The sequence below is a fragment of the Acinetobacter sp. V89_4 genome (genome assembly GCF_029967875.1).
Taxonomy (GTDB): domain Bacteria; phylum Pseudomonadota; class Gammaproteobacteria; order Pseudomonadales; family Moraxellaceae; genus Acinetobacter; species Acinetobacter oleivorans.
This window is the reverse complement of record NZ_JASCAI010000024.1, coordinates 53,696-73,777: the sequence shown is the minus strand read 5'-3', so window position 1 is coordinate 73,777 and position 20,082 is coordinate 53,696. Positions and strand designations below refer to the sequence as shown.

The window sequence follows — 20,082 nt, the reverse complement described above, 5'->3', positions numbered from 1 at the left end:
CTCGTCGGGCTCATAACCCGAAGGTCGTTGGTTCAAATCCAGCTCCCGCTACCAAGTTTCTTAAAAGAGGCTCACAGACAAGTGGGCCTTTTTGCACAGTGGACTATTGTTTTCTGTGCTACATAGGGGCGATTAACGCCCTTTTTTATTGGTTATCGTATCGCTATCGTGTAGTTTCGACATCAATTGGTCAAATAGTCATGCTTCACTATAGTAGGTCTGTGTCGGTTAAAACAACCGATTGAATCGCACGAGAATGACGAGAGTAAATGAAATTATCAAATAAATCCCAAGCATTGCATGACTTAATTGTTCCTGCAGTACAAGCATGTGGTGTCGACCTTTGGGGAATCGAGTTTCTCCCACAAGGTAAACGTTCATTATTGCGTATTTATATCGACAAAGCGGTAAGTGAAGAAGATGCTGAGCCAGTACTTAATGAAGATGGTGAAGTAGAACTAGGCCGTGGTATTGGTGTACAAGATTGTGTGCGTGTAACACAACAAGTTGGCGCAATGCTGGATGTTCATGATCCAATTTCAGGTGAGTATTCATTAGAAGTTTCTTCACCAGGTTGGGATCGTCCATTTTTTCAACTAGAACAGTTACAAGGCTACATCGGACAACAAATTGCTTTGCGTTTGATTGCAGCAGTAGAAAACCGTCGTAAATTTCAAGCAAAGCTTATTGCAGTAGACCTTGAAAATGAAGAAATTCAGGTTGAAGTTGATGGGAAGCACGTGCTTGAGATCGACAGCAACAATATCGATAAAGCAAACTTGATCTATCAAGATTAAATTTATTAAATTTTATAAGAAATCGGTAGGTGACTTATGGGCCGCGAAATTCTTACCGTTGTTGAAACGGTTAGTAATGAAAAAGGTGTTAGTCGTGAAGCGATCTTCGAGGCTTTAGAACAAGCTCTAGTTGCTGCAACGAAGAAAAGATTTTACGAAGGTACGCATGCTGAAGAAGCTCAGCTTCGTGTAGAAATTGATCGTAAAACTGGTGATTACAGCACATTCCGTCAATGGACTGTTGTGGCAGATGAAGATCATGAAATGCCAGCTTGCCAAGATGCGATTTCTGACCTTGACCCATCTAAATGGTCAATTGGTGATGTTCGTGAACTCGAAGTAGAATCTATTGAGTTTGGTCGTATCGCTGCACAAATTGCAAAACAAGTTATCGTACAAAAAATTCGTGAAGCTGAGCGTGCTTTAGTTGCTGATGCATACGAGTCTAAAGTTGGTGAGTTAATTTACGGTGAAGTGAAAAAACAAACCAAAGACGGCTTTATTATCGATTTAGGCGACAATGCTGAAGCTTATCTTGCGCGCGAAGAAATGATTCCTAAAGAAATTCTTCGCCCGAAACAACGTATGAACGCTATTTTATACAATGTGAACCGTGAAGGTCGTGGCGCTCAGCTGTTGTTATCACGTGCTAAGCCTGAAATGTTAATTGCTTTAATGAAAAAAGAAATTCCTGAGATTTCTGAAGAAATTATTGAAATTAAAGCAGCGGCACGTCAACCAGGCGTTCGTGCTAAAATTGCAGTGAAAACAAATGACCATCGTATTGACCCTGTAGGTGCATGTATTGGTATGCGTGGTACGCGTATTCAAGCGGTACAACAAGAGTTAAACGGTGAACGTATTGATGTAGTGGTCTGGTCTGATGATCCAGCTCAGTACATTGCAAGTGCATTAGAACCAGCTGATGTTTCAGGCATCGTGCTTGATGAAGATGCAAGAAGTGCCGATATTATTTTTGCAACCAGCGATCAATTGGCTCGCGCGATTGGCTCACAAGGCCAAAATGTTCGCTTGGCTTCTGATTTAACTGGCTACAAACTCGACATGATGCTTGAAGAAGAGTATCGTGCTCGTCAGCAAAATGAAGCTCAGCAATATCTTGATATGTTTGTATCACGTCTCGATATTGAAGAAGATTTAGCAATGGCATTGGTGGAAATGGGCTTTACCTCTTTAGAAGAGATTGCTTATGTTCCAGCTGAAACTTTTGACGAAATTGAGCTTGATGCTGAATTGGTTGAGTTATTGCAAAGTCGTGCAAAAGAAGCAGCACTTACTGATGCTTTGAAACAGCAAGAAAATATTCAAGAACCGAGCGCAGACCTTCTCACTATGGAAGGCATGACTTCTGAGATCGCTTACTCGCTTGCCGCTCGCGGTATTATTACTGTCGATGATTTGGCAGATCAAGCTACTGACGATATCTCTGATATTGAAGGACTTGATCATGAAAAAGCAGGTCAATTGATCATGAAAGCTCGCGAATCATGGTTTAACTAGGAGATGAAATATGACGGACAAGTCGATTAAAGAGTTAGCTCTCAGTGTAGAACGTCCTGTTGAGAAGCTCCTAGAACAGGCTCGTGAAGCAGGTTTGCCTCAACGTACAGCAGACGACATTATTACCACTGAACAACAGGATACTTTAGTCAATCATTTGAAAAAAGTGCATGGTCAGGAAAGTGGTAACACAGGAAAAATTGCGTTGAAACGTAAAACAACCAGTACCGCTAAAGTTGCAAGTACTTCAGGTAAAGCAAAAACAATTAACGTAGAAGTACGTAAAAAACAGGTTTTTGCTAAACCAAACCCTGAACAAATTGCAGCTGAAGCTAAAGCACGTGCAGAAGCTGAAGCTAAAGCACGTGTAGAACAGCAAACGCGTGACACTGCACAGCAAAACGCGCGTCTTCAAACAGAGCAAAAAGCAAAAGCAACTTTAGATGCGATGCGTGCTGCTCATCAACAAGATAGCGCTGCTCAGACAGCTCCTAAAGCTGCTGTAGTAGTGAAAAAACGTGGTGGTGGTACAGTAAAACCTGCACCAAAACCAGCAGAAACATTAGAGCAAAAGAAAGCACGTGAAGCACAAACAGCTCAGTTGAAAGCAACTGAAGAAGCTGCGCGTCGTAAAGCGGCTGAAGAAGCTCAGCAACGTACACTTGAACAAATGCGCAAAATGGCGTCTAAGTATTCAAGTGACGAAGCTACTACCACAATTCGTGTGATTGATGATTCTCCACTTGCTTCAGGTCTAGTAGGCCAAGCTTATGAAGATTCATTCAAGCAAGAAGACCGTGAAATTAAACGCGGTGGCGCAACTACTAACCCTCGTGCGGGTAAAAAAGGTGGTCGTCGTGGTCAAGAAGAGCAAAGCTTTGTTAACCATAACAAACGTGGTTTAAAATCAAGCCAAGCTAATAAGCATGGATTTGAAAAACCAGTTAAAAAGCAAGTTTATGATGTAGAAATCGGTTCAAGCATTGTTGTTGCTGATCTTGCTCAAAAAATGGCGATTAAAGTACGTGAAGTTATCAAAACACTTATGAAAATGGGTGAGTTGGTTAATCAGGAACAAGCTATTGACCAAGATACAGCAGCACTTGTTGTTGAAGAAATGGGCCATAACCCTGTTTTAGTTTCTGATACTCAAGCGGAAGATAACTTGCTTGAAGCGGCTGAAGAAGCTCGTGGTGAGCAAACAACTCGTCCGCCAGTTGTTACCATTATGGGTCACGTTGACCATGGTAAAACATCATTGCTTGACCGTATCCGTCGTTCGAAAGTGGCGGCAGGTGAAGCAGGTGGTATTACCCAGCATATTGGTGCATATCACGTTGAAACAGACAAAGGAATCATTACATTCCTTGATACACCGGGACATGCTGCATTTACTTCAATGCGTGCACGTGGTGCTAAAGCAACGGATATCGTTGTATTGGTTGTTGCGGCAGATGACGGTGTAATGCCACAAACTGCAGAAGCAATTGACCATGCGCGTGCAGCAGGAACTCCAATTATTGTTGCAATCAACAAAATGGATAAAGAATCTGCTGATCCAGACCGTGTGTTAAATGAATTAACAACGAAACAAATCGTTCCAGAAGAATGGGGTGGTGATGTTCCGATTGCTAAGGTTTCTGCACACAGTGGACAAGGTATTGATGAACTCCTTGATTTAATTCTTATTCAATCAGAATTGATGGAATTAAAAGCATCTGCTGAAGGTGCTGCACAAGGTGTTGTTATTGAAGCGCGTGTTGATAAAGGCCGTGGTGCAGTAACTTCTATTCTTGTTCAAAACGGTACATTAAACATTGGTGACCTTGTTCTTGCAGGTTCGTCATATGGTCGTGTCCGTGCAATGTCTGATGAAAATGGTAAGCCGATTAAATCAGCAGGACCATCTATTCCAGTAGAAATTCTGGGTCTTCCAGATGCTCCAATGGCAGGTGATGAAGTTCTTGTTGTAAATGACGAGAAGAAAGCGCGTGAAGTTGCTGATGCTCGTGCTGACCGTGAACGTCAAAAACGTATTGATCGTCAAAGCGCAATGCGTCTTGAAAATATCATGTCGTCAATGGGCAAAAAAGATGTTCCTACAGTGAACGTTGTTTTAAGAACGGACGTACGTGGTACTTTAGAAGCATTGAATGCAGCTTTACATGAATTATCTACTGATGAAGTAAAAGTTCGTGTAATTAGTTCGGGTGTTGGTGCGATTACTGAGTCTGATGTGATTCTTGCTGAATCTTCAGAAGCTGTATTGTTAGGCTTTAACGTTCGTGCTGATACGACTGCTCGTCAGAGAAGTGACCAAGACGGTATCGATATTCGTTACTACAGCATCATCTATGAATTAATTGATGATGTGAAAGATGCCATGAGCGGTAAACTTGCTCCTGAACATCGTGAAACTATCTTGGGTGTTGCTGAAGTACGTGAAGTATTCCACTCAAGTAAGTTTGGTGCAGCAGCAGGCTGTATGGTACTTGAAGGTGTATTGCATCGTAATAAACCGATTCGCGTATTACGTGATGACGTGGTTGTGTTCCAAGGTGAGCTTGAATCTCTTCGTCGTTATAAAGAAGTGGTTGAAGAAGTTCGTGCCGGTATGGAATGTGGTCTTGCGGTGAAAGGTTATAAAGACATCAAAGTGAAAGATAAAATTGAAGTCTATGATGTTCAATTGATTAAACGGAGTCTTTAATGGCGGGTAGCCAACGCTTAAAGCGCATGGCGGATTCAGTTCAACGAGAGTTGTCTGAGCTGATTCGTCAAGAGCTTAAAGATCCTCGCTTAGGTGGTCTAGTGACCATCTCTGCGGTGAAAGTCAGTGCAGACATGGGTTATGCTGAAGTTTATGTCACCGTAATGGGACGTGAGCTTGGCGATGAGCAAAGTGAAGCAGCAAATAAAGAAACTTTAGATGTATTAAATAAAGCTTCTGGTTTCTTGCGTCATGAATTGAGCCGTCGTATCAAGACACGTATTACGCCAAGATTGCGTTTCCATTATGACAAGACGAATGCTTATGGTAACTATATGTTTGGTTTGATCGAAAAAGCGGTAAATGATTTACCGAAACGCGATTCAGACGAAGAACAGTAATATAAAAAATAAAAAAGCCACCTTCGGGTGGCTTTTTTATTGGTGGACTTTTTCCTAGTCTTTAGGAGGGTCCATAGGTGGTTTATTTTGCGAGAAACGCTGTCCAATTTTATAACGGTCCCACGGCAAGGGACGTTCAATTGACTCAGGAACTTCTCCACTCAATGAGCGCAAACGTAAATGTAGCGCAGCTTGAGCAATTAAATTTGCTGAAACTGGTGCGGTGATAAAAGCTAAAAGTGTGATCAGTAGCTCGGCAAAACCAAAGCGGCCTTGAAAAGCAAAAAAGCTCATAGACGCAATCAAAAAACTGCCTAATCCTAACGTACTCGATTTTGTGGGTGCATGTAAGCGCATGAATAAGTCAGGCAAGCGCACCATACCAATCGAGCCGACCAACATAAAGAAAGCGCCAAAAACCAGAAAGACCGAAACAATAATTTCCATTACGAACTGCATTTTGATCTCTCCTTAATCGATTACATGACCGGTTGTGAAGTAACGTGCTAAGGCTGCTGTAGATACGAAACCTAGCATCGCAACCAGTAGGGCTCCTTCAAATAAAGAGGTCGTCATCCAATAAATGCCTAAAACAACAATGAGGCAAGTTGCATTTAAGAAGAGAGTATCGAGTGCTAAAAGCCGATCTACAATTGATGGGCCTATGACCAATCTGAAGAGGCAAAGTAGCATAGAGATGGTAATGGCAATTGAGCTAATACCTAGAGCATAGGGTAGGATGGTCATGCACTTGCCTCCGTTTTGCTTTTTACATCAAAAATTTCCATAAGTGGAATTTCATAACGTTGTTTGATGTCTTCAATATCAGATTCCGTATTATCTGTGCTCAAAGCATGAACCAGAATATCTCCGCGTTCCTGATCAATACCCGCAGAAACCGTACCTGGTGTTGTCGTGATGATCATTGCCAGTAAGGTATTAACCTGCTCATGTTCCGTTTCTAATGGCACACGATACCATTTAGGATGTAAATTTTTGGTAGGTCCTAAAACGAGTTTTGCCACTCGAAAGTTAGAAATAACAATATCCCAAAGAACCACAAAGCATAATTTAATAGCTGGTTTCCAGTGAATATGCGGTGTACGGGTGATAAACGGTTTAACTAAACGAGGAATAATTAAACCCAACAGTACTGCCGTCAGAATGTCACTAGCATCAAGGCTATGTGACAGCATCAGCCAAAATAAAATGATAAGAACGGAAACAAATGGATGTGGAAACCAGCGTTCAAGCAAATGAGATAACTGCATTTTTATGGCTCCATAGGTTTCAATTGACTTTCATCAACAATGGTAGGCGTTTGTAGTTTGTCCTGTTGCTGAATTTGTCGACGTTTATATTCCGAAATATGTTCACCATTGAAGGTATCTTTCGAAATAATATCTGGAACGAGGTAAGCATTATGATCTTCAACCTCACCACCATATTTAGTTTCTGGTAGGTAAGCAGGGTCAAATGGTTGAACGCTGATAGTTTCACCATTTTTATCTACTTTAAGAATAGTGCGTTGGTAAAGTGTATGGTCTTGAATCTGCTGGGCAGTACTTAATGTGTAATGCTGAATAGGTGCAGCAAAGACGACATAAGCGATTAAGCCGGCAAGTAACACATAAATCACTTGATCATTACGTGGTGGTGCTCGTTCTGGTAATGCTCGATAAAGAATATAAGCCGGATGAATTGGATCTTCCTCTGGTGGTGTTGCTCGCCAGAACAAGATAAAGCCAACTCGCGTTAGAGCAATAATACTTAATAGGCTCACAACAAGCACAACACCAATGATCCAACCTTGATAGCTGGCTTCGACTGTCGCTTGTAAAATAAATACCTTTCCAAGAAAACCACTAAAAGGTGGTAAACCCGCGAGCATCATGGCAATCAAGAAATAAGTCAGCATAGCCGCTTTTTCTTGTTTGATTCTTGGGGCAACTTTTAAATGATCTTTAAAATCTCCACGTTGTGAAGTTATCCATCCACAAAATAGATAAAAAGCCGCGCCAATCAGCGTACTGTGCACTAAGTAATACAAAGCGCCAGACCATGCTTGTGTATTTGACATGGCAATTGCTGTGAGCAATGTACCAATTGAAGAAAGTACCATAAAGCCGACAAAGCGACGTAAACGATCTGCTCCAATTGCTGCAATCACACCGTATAGTGAGGTAATCAAACCAATTGGAAGTAACCAGCTTTTTAAAATTTCTTGACTAAGCGCATCGTCAAATACTGTTCCATTTACACGTAAAATCGAATAGATCCCGACCTTGGTCATAATGGTGAAAATTGCAGCCACAGGTGTACTTGCAACAGCGTAAGTTTTTGGTAGCCAAAAACCTACGGGAAGCATCGCAGCTTTAATGCCAAACACTACAAATAAAAGTAGGGCACCAGCTACGGCTAATTTGTGTTGATCTGCTTCAAGTGTCGGAATAAGGCGTGAAACATCCGCCATGTTGAGACTACCTACACTGCCATAAATCATACCAAGGCCGATTAAGAATAGGGCAGAGGCTAAAAGATTGATAATGACATAGTGAACGCCAAGCTGAAAACGTGGTTTGCCTTGCCCATGTAAAAGCAAAACATACGAAGCCATCAACAAGATTTCAAAAAAGACGAAAAGGTTAAATAAATCGCCTGTTAAAAATGCTCCGCAGATACCCATTAATAAGAAATGCACCATGGCATGGAAATAGCGACCACGGGTATCCCAATTGTCGCTTGCATACCATAAAACTGGAACGACTAATGCATAGGTCAGTACCAGCATAAAAGCAGAAAGACGATCTAATACAAGCACAATACCAAACGGTGCTGACCATTCACTCAGCTGGTAAGTGGTAATTTGACCTGTGCTTGCAAAGCTTAAATATACAATTGCAGTAATTAATCCAGCAATTGCAGAAACAAGACTAATGCCACGACGCCATGGTTGTCGCCAGTCATCTTTTAAAGCACCTGCTCCTGGGTTGCCGAGCAGTAATAATATAAAAGCAGTAAATGCCGGAATGAGAATGCTAAAAATCGGCGCATGTTCTTGCCAGAAAGATAAAAAATCAAACATTACGGCTCATCCTCACGTGGGTCGTATGTTGGAGAGATGTCTTCTTTAGCATCAACATGATCACTACCTGATTCATAACGGCTACGCAGTGCCAGTTGTACAATAAAAGCGGTGGTTGCAAAACCGATCACAATGGCTGTTAACACCAGTGCTTGAGGAAGCGGATCGGTTATTTTTGTTGTCTCAGTTAAAATTGCGGGTGAGCTAATTTGTAATCGGCCCATCGCAAATAAAAATAGGTTTACAGCATAGCCAATTACCGCTAATCCAAGCACGACAGGGAAAGTACGAGCACGTAAAATCAGATAAATACCTGTGGCAACAAGTAAACCAATTGCAGAAGCCAATAAGAATTCTAAACTGATCATGATGATTCCTCCCGATGTGGTACTACAGGACCAGACATACTTGAGTGGCGAGAGTCTCCCAATACCGAGATGAGCAACATCGTTGCACCAACCACGGTGATATAAACCCCTAAGTCAAAACTCGCAGCCGAAGCCAAATGTAGTTTTCCTAAAATTGGTAATTCAACATAGACGTGCGCGCTAGTTAGGAAGGGGCGTAACCAGAACCATGCAGCTACACCAGTAAGCCCAGCAATGGTTAAACCTGAACCAATCCACACTTCGTAAAGACGACCTGATTTTGCTTTAAGTAATTGTTCTGTCTGGTCTTGGCCTAGCGCAATATACTGAATGATTAACGCCATTGAGGTGATTAGACCTGCAATAAAGCCACCACCTGGATAGTTATGGCCTCGCATAAAGATATAAACACTCACGACAAGCGCCAATGGCAATACCCAAGAAGCTGTAATACGGAACATGAGTGGAGATGGATTAAAACGGTAGGTGAGACCTTGGGTTATGGTTGTACCATGTACACGCATACCATCCATGAGGCAAAGTGAACCAATAGCAGCAATGCCTAGTACCGTAATTTCACCAAAGGTATCGAAACCACGGAAGTCAACTAAAATGACATTTACAATATTTGAGCCACCACCCAGTGGTAAAGACTGCTGCGCAAAGAACCATGAAATCGAATTATGATCACGGGTTAAAATTAGCCACGCGATCCAGCCTATTCCTAAGCCTCCAATAATCGCTAAAGCAGCATCTCTTAAACGTCTAGAGCGAAGAGATTCATACGGGGTTAGCTGTGGAAGTAAAGATAAACTCATTAATAGAAGAACAGTGGTTACAACATCCACGGTAATTTGAGTCAGTGCCAAATCTGGCGCTGACATGGTGACAAACACCATAGTTACCACTAGACCAATTGCGCCACTAATAAGGACTGCTTTAATACGCTCATGATGGAACCATAGCATCATCCAGCAACCTGAGAACAGGGTTAGCCAGAGAACGATGGCAATCCATGGGGCATGAGTAAGTTCACGTGTGCCTGTAGTGAGCCCTTGATTAAGTAGAGGCATAGTGACCATGATGATGCTAAAAGCAATGATCAAGAACAAGTAACTTTGCAATGAGCCATTTTCAGTTTTTTGTTTAATTTTTCGGCTAGAGAGCAACAGATGTTTTAAAAATAAATCAAATAAAATGCGGCCTTGCAATCTACCAAGACGTGGGTCAAGGTCAATTTTACGAATCATGCCATCTTTTGCTAAAGCAAAATAGAACAGTGAGCCGCCCACTAAAGCAATAATACTCATCACCAGAGGAGCATTGAATCCGTGCCAGATCGCAAGATGAGTTCCTGCAAATTCTGGTTGCATCAAGCTTGCTCTGGTTACGCTATTTACCAGTGGTTCTACCAACAAAGAAGGTAAAACACCAACCAAGATACATAGCACAGCAAGAAGAAGGGCTGGTGCGCGCATGCCCATAGGTGGTTCATGTGCATCTTTATTTGGCACTTGCTTACCAATTGGACCGTCAAAAAACACGCCGTGCACTAAACGAATTGAATAACTCACTGCAAAAATACCAGCAAGCGTTGCAATGATGCTGGCAAAGATAACTGCTGAACCTGAAAGATTCGCCAATAGCTCGGTAAAGAACATCTCTTTAGAAATAAAGCCATTGGTGAGCGGTACACCTGCCATAGAGGCAGCGGTGATCATGGTTAATGTGGCGGTGAAAGGAAGTAATTGCCAAATACCACTGAGTTTTCGAAGATCACGTGTACCCGTTTCATGGTCAATGATCCCTGCAATCATAAAGAGTGCAGCTTTAAATGTTGCATGGTTAATAATATGAAAAATAGCAGCAGCAACTGCTAAAGGCGAACCGATACCAAGTAAACAAACAATGAGCCCTAAATGACTAATCGTTGAATAGGCTAACAGCCCTTTTAAATCTTCTTTAAAAATGGCAAAACATGCGGCCATGCAAAGTGTAAACAGACCAATAAATGTCACGATATTGTGATAGATCGCAGCGCCTACAAAAATTGGCAGTAAGCGGGCAAGTAGAAAAATACCTGCTTTTACCATGGTTGCAGAGTGTAGGTAGGCAGACACCGGTGTTGGTGCTGCCATTGCGTTAGGTAACCAAAAATGAAATGGAAACTGAGCACTCTTCGTAAATGCACCAAGCAAAATAAGTAATAGCATTGGAACAAATAGAGCATGGGCTTGAATGGCGTCTTTCATGCTCATGATGTCACTAATTTCATAGGTTCCAGTGATTTGTCCTAATAGAACAAATCCACCCAATAACGCCAAACCCCCCATTCCTGTAATAGTGAGCGCCATTCGAGAGCCGCGTTGCGCAGCTTCATAATGACTCCAGTAACCTACTAACAAGAAAGATGAAATACTGGTGAGCTCCCAAAAGACTAATAAAATAATAAGATTATTAGAGAGCGAAATACCCAGCATTGCTGCCATAAACAGCATGAGTAAAGCATAGAGTTTGCTTAAAGAGTTTTTAGGGCCAAGATAGTAATAGGCGTATATGTAAATGAGGGTACCGATACCGGTAATAAGTAAAGAGAATAGTAAACCAAGAGCATCGAGTCTGAAGCTTAGATTAATTCCTAATTGAGGTAACCAATCCCAGCTTTGTTGAATGCTTGCACCACCAAGCACAGTTTTAGCTTGAGTCAGTAATAAACCAAAACTGGTTAAACTGACTCCAATTGCCCCTAAAGCCGTTACTCCACGCGATAACCGTTGAAGCAATGAAACAAGGGTGGTGCCTAATATTAACGGTAATAAGATAATTATCGGTAGCACACTCGTATCCATATGTGATTTAGGCCGAAACCTAAAGGTGAATTTTTAATTTCAGAATAGATAGGAATTCAAAGAGAGTTCCAAGACTTTGTTATTCTGAAAACCCAACCAAATTAGAAAATAAAGCGAGAAACAAGTTGTATTGCGCAACTTGAAGAATAAAAACGCAAAATGAAATTTATTGTACACTAAAAAAGCAGTAAAAATCTGATGTTATTACATGTAGTAACAACATCTAGTTATTTTTAAAGCTAAAAAACCTGACTTAACCATATATTTTGTGACTCTACTTTTTAATTATAAAAAGAGAGCCGATTGATTATAAAATTTAAACAGAAGGGCTTTCTTCTGGTGTGTCTCCTGCATGAATCATGCGTAGCAATTCGTTTTTTTGTTGTTCATTTAAACCCTGAATTTGCTGAAATAAAACATCAACCTGTGCTGGAGAGGGAGTAGGGTCTATTAAGCTTGGAAGCTGTGCTTCTATATGTGGAACTAATGACTCACTTCTTTGGAGTAATGTATAGATGTGTTCAAGCTGTTGTTTGGTGGTATTTAAATCGAGATGACTAATTTTACCATACTCTAATTTTAAACATTGATAGGCCGAGGCATGTTCTAGTAACTCTTCACGACTTCCAGTTGCAATAATTTGTAAGCGTGGGAATGCTTGATGGAGTTTGTTTAAAATTTCTGAACAATGCTGTGCATCGAGTTGTGCATCAATTTGATCAATCAATAAAATTCCTTCACCTTCAAGACAAGGATTTAGGCTTAACGGATTGAGTAAACAGAGCCTGCGGGCAATATCGCCCACTAAAGCAATCCATGTTTTTGTGGTGTTGGAAAGTTGCTGAAAAGGTAGGGTTTGGCCATCGTAATCAGCCATAAGTTGAAGCCTAGGCTGATATTGCAAATATAAGTCTTTGAGCTCAGGCAAAACAATATTTAATGCATTTTTAAGAGCGTAGAGGTTAGGTGCGGTGAGCTGTTTAGGCTGCCCAGATAACTCTTTTTGAAGCTCATTTAATAGTTCTGTCTGATCTTGTGGATCTGATTGCTTAGATTTAATGCGTTGTACGAGATGTGCAGCTTGAGCATTTTCGATATCACTAATTTCGCGTAACCATTCAAAAAAACGAGTGAAGGTTGTGAACGGAACTGGACTAATATCATAGGCTGAAATGGCTTGAGTGATGCCGGGTAAATTTTTATTGAGCAGATTAATATCATTTACAAATCGCTCGGCTGGGTAGTAAGCGATTAAGGGTAACCCTTGTAATGGATCTTTTTTGATGACTTGTTGATAAAGGGCCATAGTCTGGTCAAGTTGTTGAGTTTCAACTTGGCTGATTCCAATGCCACTTGAATTTAGAGTTTTAAAAAGCTTCCAGCTACACAGCGAAGAATCTACCTCTTGTGCAGAAGTACTTTCTGGTAAAGAGCCAATTTCTGGTGGAACTTGAAGGGTCACTTCGATTTTTGATTGTAGACGCGATTGAGTAATGTCTTGGTCAGGCATAACAATACCAGGGCTACGTAAATCTTTAAAACGGGCAGGGAACCAAGTTAGAGCATGGTAAGTATGTTTGAGCAACATACTTTTACCCGTTGCTTGTTCACCTAAAATTAAGGTAATCGGCTGTTTTTCATATTGAAACTGTATTTTAAGATCGTGAAACAGAGCAATATGTTTAAATTGGATAGATTCAAGTTGCATAGGCTCACCTAATTATGAGCGCTTCAACCAACCGATTGACGAAGACTTAAAGGCGCCCTTAGTTTTAATTGTTGTATCAGATCATAAAGATGATGGATATTTAGACTTACTTTAGCACGAGTACAGGCAACGTAAAGTAATCTTAACTCTTCATCACTAATCTTGTGTTCTAAGCCATTAATTTTAAATTGATAGTCATCTTCAATATGAACGCGATTCCATTCTAGCCCTTTCGCTTTATGAGCTGTAGAGATGACATAATCAGCTTGCTCAAGTGGAGTAATCTTTGCAAGTGCTTTTTTTAGCGGGTCAGTGCCGTGATCATCAACCAGTTTAACCAATGGTTTAATATCACTTCCTTCATTGGTTTCACAGTATTCATGTACATCGTGCCATGAGTTAAACCATGCCAATTCAGGAACGTCAGTAACTCGTTTGCCTTGTTTTAAAAGGCTTGCGGCATCTACAAAACGGTTTAGCTTTTGATGATCCGCCTGCAAACTTACTTTATCGCCGTGAACTAAGCCTGCCAGTAAAAGTTCCATTGCACGAGCATTGGTGCGGCATAAAATCGCGTCACGCATTTTGGTATGCGGTTTATTCACTACGCTTGATTTCTGGTTTGGATTACCAAGTAAGGGAACAGTTTCATTTAAACCGCCAAGCAGTGCATTGGCCACATCGGCAATCGTTTCGCCAAAACGAAAAGAAGTGGTTAACCGAGATTCTGGCAAGGGCAATTGTTGCATGGCATTAATTGCACCACGCCAAGCGTAGATTTGTTGATGTGCATCACCGACATAAATAACTTGAGTATTTTTTTGGCGAAGCAAAATGCCTAGCATTAGTGGGTCAGCATCTTGTGCTTCATCAAATAATACGTAGTCAGTAGGAATGTTTGGCTCAGACAATGCCCAAAGTTTGAGGTAAATATCATGTCCAATACCAGCTTGATGGTTTTGGTCAATCGATTCTAACCAACGTCGTTCCACAGCAGGGTAAAGATGATTTTGTAATTCGATAATATCGTCGGGATGCAACCAGTTGGGTGCCTGAATATGTCGAGGTGCCGGATATTGAGAGCTTGTTGAACAGAAATAGCTTACTGCATTTGCGACAAGGCTCGCTAGACGGCTTGGCATTAAGACATATTTCTCGTAACGCCCGCCCATCATGCGTCGCAGCGTAATGGGTTCTAGTCGATATTCTTTAGCAATAAAACTCGGACTTAGTCGTGGTAGACGTAATTTATCAGTCACACCGCGCGGTACACTACGAAAAGCAAGCGAGTGAAAAGTGCGGCAGTCTACATTACGATGGAATTTGTTTTGTGCTTCACCAGCAATAGCTTTGTTAAATGCTAGATACATACCACGCCGTTCAGGCATGGCATCGCTAATCATTTGTAAAGTGGTGGTTTTACCTGTGCCAGCATAGGCAATCACTTTAAATGACTGCCCAAGACGTGCATTATCTATGGCAATGGCTTGCTCATAGGTGGCTTTAGGTTTTTCAATATTCGACACTGAGTGATTTTAAACCTTGTTGCGGTTAGCTTTTTCAACTAAACCAGATAAACCCTGACGACGAGCTAATTCGTCAATAATAAGTTGTGGATTAAGATCGAAATAACCCAACATCACAATAGTATGGAACCACAAATCTGCTGTTTCATAAACGAGATCATTTAAGTGAGCTTCTGAATCCTGTGCGGCAAAATCTTTAGCAGCAATAATTGCTTCTACACTTTCTTCACCCACCTTTTCTAAGATTTTATTGATGCCTTTTTTGTAGAGGCTTGCAACATATGAAGTATCAGCTTCAGCTTGCTTACGCTCTTGCATCAATTGCCCTAAGTGAGCAAGTACATCGACTTGTTCTGTGGTGTGAGCATGATCGTGTGCTTCAGTTTTAGCTTTGTCACCATAAATTGCAGTAGGGTCTTTTAATTGTGCGTCTACAATTTCCCAACCCTGTGGTGTGAGTTTACGATAGAAACAAGACTCACGACCCGTATGGCATGCAATACCACCATGTTGTTCAATTTGTAGAATAATTACGTCGCCGTCACAGTCCAGACGAATTTCATAAACTGTTTGAAAATGGCCTGATTCTTCACCCTTGTGCCAAAGTTTTTGGCGAGAGCGAGAGAAATAAACAGCCTGATTTTTTTCTGCTGTGAGCGCGAGTGCTTCACGGTTCATCCACGCCACCATCAAAATACGTCCGGTTTGATGATGTTGAGCAATGGCAGGGATAAGACCTTGTTCGTTAAATTTTACTTCATCGAGCCATTGCGTGTTATTCATGAGGAATCACCAAAGAAATATGAACTATAAATTGATTTCAATCAGATGCTAAAAAATAGCTTGTATAGTGTACGGCATCAACGTCGCTTTGCGGAAAAATTCTTTGCGCTTTTTGTCTTTGTCAGCGGAACGAACATCTTGTAACGCTTACCAGTCAGTATCTTATTCAAGTGGCTAAGACGTGAGGATATTTGAAATCTCAATTAAATTTTGATCTGGATCACGAATATAAACTGAAAGAATAGGATGCATTGTACCGGTACGTTCAACTGGGCCTTCTTCAATTTGAATATTTAACTGATTAAGGTGCGCAATCACTTCGGAAATGGGAGTTTCTGAAATAAAACACAGGTCGGCAGATCCAGGAGTTGGCTGTAATGCCTTAGGTTCAAACTCATTACCTTGCTGGTGTAAATTTATTTTTTGATTTCCGAACTGTAGAGCCTTTCTATCACCTTTAAAAGTGATGATTTCAAACCTTAATACGGTTTGATAGAAATTACATGTAGTTTCAATATTCGAGACAGTTAAAACAAGATGATCAAGATGGCTGATTTTCATGTGTTACTCACTATCATTTAGTTGGGTTAATAGTCAGACAAAGATTCATTTTTTAAATGAGACGCACGGCTTTCTTTAGATGCTTGAGCGACTTGATCATAATCAAGTTGCTGAAATGGACCTGTCTTTAAGCCTGAAATCGTGATTGCCATTTCTTTTCGAAAATAGGGAATTTGATACATCCAAGGAAAAACCAGATCTCTTAGGCCTCCAGCCCACCAGTGGTCAGATTGATAAAGGGGTGTTAATAAGCGACTGAGGAACTGATAAAACTGAGTAGATGAGCGGCGAAGCTGGTGATAGTGCTGCCAGAGCAGGGGCCAATCAATATTTTGATTCTTTTGGGCATGTTGCAATGATTGAGAGAAAGCCCAAGCATCTAATAATGCCATATTTGCGCCTTGCCCCAACTGGGGACTCATCGCGTGAGCGGCATCTCCAATTACCCCAATTCTACCTTGACCAAATTGAGTCATGACGACATCGCGGTAGTTTGCAGATAGCCATTTAGGTTGAGTTTGACTGTCATATAAAATCTCTTTGAGCCATTCTGCAACTTTGGGCCATCGCTCTGAGACTTGCTTTAACCAAGTTTGTTTAGCTTGCTCATCTTTTAAAAAGCTTTGTAATTGCTGCGTCGGTAAGCTCCAGAAGATACTTGAAAGGCGCTGTTGAGGTTCTGTTGGAATCGCTCCTGTAGGAAGAATTCCCATCATAATCTTCGAGCGATCATAAAATTGATGCAGAATTTCAGAATCGAGTACTTGGCACTCAGGTACGATACTCCACGCCGCACCCCAAGGGTAGGCTTGGTCAACCTTTACCCATGCTTTGGGGCGTAATTGGCTACGAGCACCATTGGCAATAAGTACGGCATCAAAGCGAGCATCAAACTTTTGACTTTGATAAGTTCCGAATAGCCGAACTTCATCATTATGTTCTTCAAAACTCTCAACAGAGTGGTTCATACACCAAGTAATTTGGCTCGAATATTCACTAAGTTTTTGGGTGAGTACATGACATAAAGTGGCCCGGTGTATACCTAAGCCATAGAGATTTGCGGATGCTTCGTGATAATGACTGTTAACTAAAAGGCGCTTATCCGGAAGTTGTCCTTCTAGGCCTGTGACTCTCGCACCTAAGGTTAAGGCTTTGTCGAGTACACCTAAATGTTCAAATACTGCTAAGCCCGCAGGTTGTAGTAATAAACCAGCGCCGACTGGAGATAACTCATCAACTTGTTCAAAAATAGTAACGTTATTACCTTCACGGGCGAGCAAAATCGCAGTGGCTAAACCTGCGGTACCTGCACCGATAATGGCAAAATGAGGTGTTTTCATTGTTTGTTCTTTTAAAGCATTTATGAACGCTAATTTAGCAATCAACGAACAAGCGATCTATATTTTTAAAAATTAAAGTTATCCATAAAAAAAATCCCTTGCATTGGCAAGGGATTTAAAACTTATTTCAATATACGCCAAAGCGCTAATAAACTGCTTAGCACAATTAAAATAATAGAAACAAACCAAGGGCTAATAATTGCGATGGTCAGTAAAATCAGCATGCTACTACCGAACATCCAACTGCGGCGTTGTTGATGTTCCATTTGTAAACGAAGTTGCTGCATTTCGCGTAACTGACGGTCTTGCCAAGCAGACTGATTTTTTAAACCATTTAAACTGTCAACAATTAAGCTTGGGAAATCTTGAGCACCTAAAAGCAGGTCAGGTAATTGCTGTCCTAACTCTTTAATATTTTTGACTGGGTTCATATTGGCCTTGACCCATTCAGTCAAAATTGGTTTTGCCAATTTCCAGATGTCAAGCTGCGGGTAAAGATCGGTCCCTAGGCCTTCGACATGCACTAAAGTCTTTAACAACAACATGAGTTGTGGTGGAATCTCTAAATGGAAGCGACGGGCAATATCCATCACTTGAATCAAGATGCCAGCAAAATCAAGTTGATCCATTGGTTTAGATACCATTGGACCAACGGTGCGACGCATTTCACGCGATAGCGCATCTTGGTCTGTACCCGGTGGAATCCAACCAGCTTGATGCACGATTTGAATGAGCTGCATAAAGTTGCTGTTCATTACAGCAAGCAACATGCGGGCAATGGTCATCTGGTCATGCTTAGATAGCTCACCCATAATTGCACAGTCGAGTGCAATAAAGCGTGGATTGCTTGGGTTAATTGTTTCTACAAAGACATTGCCGGGGTGCATATCGGCATGGAAAAAGTTATCGCGGAATACTTGCGTAAAGAAAATGGTTAATCCTTTTTCTGCAAGTTGTGCACGGTCCATGCCTAGACGGTCAAAGGTTGCCGTATCTGAAATAGGAACACCTGTAATGCGCTCTGCTACCATGACATCTTTGGTGTCCATGTAGACTTCAGGCACATACATCATGGTTGAGCCAGTAAAATAATGGCGCATACGACGGGTGTTGTCTGCTTCAATACTTAAGTCCAGCTCATTTAAGATAATCTGGCGGTAGTCTTGAATAATTTCAGAGAGATGTAAGGCACGCGCAGCTTCAAGGCGACTTTCTAATGTGTTGCCTAACCATGCCAAAATCTCAAAGTCTTGCAAAATTTGGTTGCGAATGTCAGGACGAGTCACTTTAACAACAACTTCTCGACCATCGTGCAAAGCAGCAGTATGAACTTGTGCAATTGAAGCAGCTGCTAATGGCTGATCATCAAATCGTGCAAACAAGGTATTTACGTCAGCTTTTAATGATTCTTGAATACGTTGTTTGGCAACATTGCTATCAAAAGGTTTTACCTGATCTTGAAGTAAGACCAATTGAGCGAGTATTTCAGGTGGAATCAAATCACGTCGAGTTGACAGTAATTGTCCAAGCTTAATTGCAAGCGGTCCCATCTCTTCCAAAGCTTCTTTGAGCTTTAAAGGATTTTTACGTTCGCGACTAGACCATGCAGCTGGGTGCATTTTAATAACACTTAATGCACGTTGAGCTTTAACTGGTAATTCATCCGCAGGGAACAACGTATCGAGTCTATAGTGCGCTGCAATACGCCAAAGTTCGAGTAAACGTGAAACGTGCGGAATCATATACGGTCTTACCTAGTCTTGAGAGGGTTGTAGTTGTGTGTTGAGTTGCTGCAATCTTGCTTCTAAACGGTCAATGTCTTGATTAAGCTTGCGAGTTGCTTGAGTTAAATCATCCATTTCCCAACGAGGGGCAAATAGACCGCTGTCTTCTTTTAATGCGTCTTCTGCAAAAAATAGATGACTTTGAAGAGAGCGTTTTAAATGTTTTGGTGCAAGTTGAATCTTGCCAATTTCGTGGGCGAGTTGAGGACCGACCCATCTGGATAAGTGCGAAGCTAAATCTGGTTCAGCTTGCTGCATAATCTTTTGAATATCCTGTAGCAGATGGTAATCACCTTGCAATGGGATATTGCCAATCTGATCTGGATCGCTGACCAATAATTTAATCAGTTCGACGACATCTTTAACATGCAAAGTTGCTGTTGCTTCAGAAATTTTGAATTGCGCATCAAAAGGGCGTTGTTCAAAAATAGAAGGCTTTTCACTGTGCCCTGTTGCAGTAGGTTCAAGACGTACTTTTTCTTGGTCAAAGAATACATCGACAGAAAGCTGCGGACTATCAATCACAACACGCAACATTTTGCCCTGTAACTGATTAAGCTGAATGCGTGTAAGCGCATCCAGATCGATCAGATGATGAATGATACGTTCGACTGCACCGAGTGCCAGAATCGACCACATATCGTTATCC

17 protein-coding genes are annotated in these 20,082 nt (G+C 41.3%); 4 read left to right on the top strand and 13 right to left on the bottom strand.

Annotated features, from left to right (window positions below):
* Nucleotides 1–269: 269 nt before the first annotated feature.
* From rimP to QLG01_RS10790, 4 genes are read left to right on the top strand one after another with little or no spacing between them, the layout of a single operon-like run.
* Nucleotides 270–797 (top strand): ribosome maturation factor RimP, encoded by a 528-nt coding sequence (rimP, locus tag QLG01_RS10805; protein WP_004795010.1) that lies wholly within the window; start codon nucleotides 270–272, stop codon nucleotides 795–797.
* Nucleotides 798–833: 36 nt separating this feature from the next.
* The gene (gene nusA, locus QLG01_RS10800) at nucleotides 834–2,318 is read left to right on the top strand and encodes a transcription termination factor NusA (RefSeq protein ID WP_003654584.1); all 1,485 of its coding nucleotides are present in this window, start codon (nucleotides 834–836) and stop codon (nucleotides 2,316–2,318) included.
* Nucleotides 2,319–2,328: 10 nt separating this feature from the next.
* Entirely contained in the window at nucleotides 2,329–5,028 is a 2,700-nt protein-coding gene (gene infB, locus QLG01_RS10795) for a translation initiation factor IF-2 (RefSeq protein ID WP_005301836.1), read from the top strand.
* The gene (locus QLG01_RS10790) at nucleotides 5,028–5,429 is read left to right on the top strand and encodes a ribosome-binding factor A (protein WP_005301838.1); all 402 of its coding nucleotides are present in this window, start codon (nucleotides 5,028–5,030) and stop codon (nucleotides 5,427–5,429) included. Before infB ends, QLG01_RS10790 begins: the two co-directional genes overlap by 1 nt.
* Before the next feature lie 54 nt (nucleotides 5,430–5,483).
* On the opposite strand, the gene QLG01_RS10785 is transcribed toward QLG01_RS10790, so the two are convergent.
* From QLG01_RS10785 to QLG01_RS10725, 13 genes are all read right to left on the bottom strand, one after another.
* Complete coding sequence (locus QLG01_RS10785; RefSeq protein WP_151766785.1) at nucleotides 5,484–5,888, bottom strand: Na+/H+ antiporter subunit G; 405 nt, start codon at nucleotides 5,886–5,888, stop codon at nucleotides 5,484–5,486.
* Nucleotides 5,889–5,900: 12 nt separating this feature from the next.
* Nucleotides 5,901–6,176: a monovalent cation/H+ antiporter subunit F gene (locus QLG01_RS10780; RefSeq protein ID WP_004795001.1), complete on the bottom strand. Its 276-nt coding sequence runs from the start codon at nucleotides 6,174–6,176 to the stop codon at nucleotides 5,901–5,903.
* Nucleotides 6,173–6,700, bottom strand: coding sequence for a Na+/H+ antiporter subunit E (locus tag QLG01_RS10775; RefSeq protein ID WP_005301847.1), 528 nt, complete (start codon nucleotides 6,698–6,700; stop codon nucleotides 6,173–6,175). Before QLG01_RS10775 ends, QLG01_RS10780 begins: the two co-directional genes overlap by 4 nt.
* A 2-nt stretch (nucleotides 6,701–6,702) precedes the next feature.
* Nucleotides 6,703–8,514 (bottom strand): monovalent cation/H+ antiporter subunit D, encoded by a 1,812-nt coding sequence (locus tag QLG01_RS10770; protein WP_282496425.1) that lies wholly within the window; start codon nucleotides 8,512–8,514, stop codon nucleotides 6,703–6,705.
* Nucleotides 8,514–8,882 (bottom strand): Na+/H+ antiporter subunit C, encoded by a 369-nt coding sequence (locus QLG01_RS10765; protein ID WP_003654595.1) that lies wholly within the window; start codon nucleotides 8,880–8,882, stop codon nucleotides 8,514–8,516. The genes QLG01_RS10770 and QLG01_RS10765 overlap by 1 nt, the downstream gene beginning before the upstream one ends.
* The gene (locus QLG01_RS10760) at nucleotides 8,879–11,731 is read right to left on the bottom strand and encodes a monovalent cation/H+ antiporter subunit A (RefSeq protein WP_282496424.1); all 2,853 of its coding nucleotides are present in this window, start codon (nucleotides 11,729–11,731) and stop codon (nucleotides 8,879–8,881) included. Before QLG01_RS10760 ends, QLG01_RS10765 begins: the two co-directional genes overlap by 4 nt.
* A 316-nt stretch (nucleotides 11,732–12,047) precedes the next feature.
* Nucleotides 12,048–13,439, bottom strand: a complete 1,392-nt coding sequence (locus QLG01_RS10755) for an AAA family ATPase (protein ID WP_282496423.1) — start codon at nucleotides 13,437–13,439, stop codon at nucleotides 12,048–12,050.
* Between the two features lie 23 nt (nucleotides 13,440–13,462).
* The gene (locus QLG01_RS10750; protein WP_005301860.1) at nucleotides 13,463–14,965 is read right to left on the bottom strand and encodes a UvrD-helicase domain-containing protein; all 1,503 of its coding nucleotides are present in this window, start codon (nucleotides 14,963–14,965) and stop codon (nucleotides 13,463–13,465) included.
* Nucleotides 14,966–14,974: 9 nt separating this feature from the next.
* A complete protein-coding gene (gene hisIE / locus QLG01_RS10745; protein ID WP_107880640.1) occupies nucleotides 14,975–15,748 on the bottom strand; it encodes a bifunctional phosphoribosyl-AMP cyclohydrolase/phosphoribosyl-ATP diphosphatase HisIE in 774 nt (257 codons plus the stop codon).
* Between the two features lie 174 nt (nucleotides 15,749–15,922).
* Nucleotides 15,923–16,309, bottom strand: coding sequence for a VOC family protein (locus tag QLG01_RS10740; protein ID WP_282496422.1), 387 nt, complete (start codon nucleotides 16,307–16,309; stop codon nucleotides 15,923–15,925).
* A gap of 26 nt (nucleotides 16,310–16,335) precedes the next feature.
* Nucleotides 16,336–17,649 carry an NAD(P)/FAD-dependent oxidoreductase gene (locus QLG01_RS10735; protein ID WP_282496421.1) on the bottom strand — a complete coding sequence of 438 codons (1,314 nt, stop codon included), beginning with the start codon at nucleotides 17,647–17,649 and terminating at the stop codon, nucleotides 16,336–16,338.
* Nucleotides 17,650–17,771: 122 nt separating this feature from the next.
* Nucleotides 17,772–19,391 (bottom strand): AarF/UbiB family protein, encoded by a 1,620-nt coding sequence (locus QLG01_RS10730; RefSeq protein WP_004794982.1) that lies wholly within the window; start codon nucleotides 19,389–19,391, stop codon nucleotides 17,772–17,774.
* 12 nt (nucleotides 19,392–19,403) lie between these two features.
* Nucleotides 19,404–20,072: a hypothetical protein gene (locus QLG01_RS10725; RefSeq protein ID WP_282496420.1), complete on the bottom strand. Its 669-nt coding sequence runs from the start codon at nucleotides 20,070–20,072 to the stop codon at nucleotides 19,404–19,406.
* Between the last annotated feature and the right edge of the window lie 10 nt (nucleotides 20,073–20,082).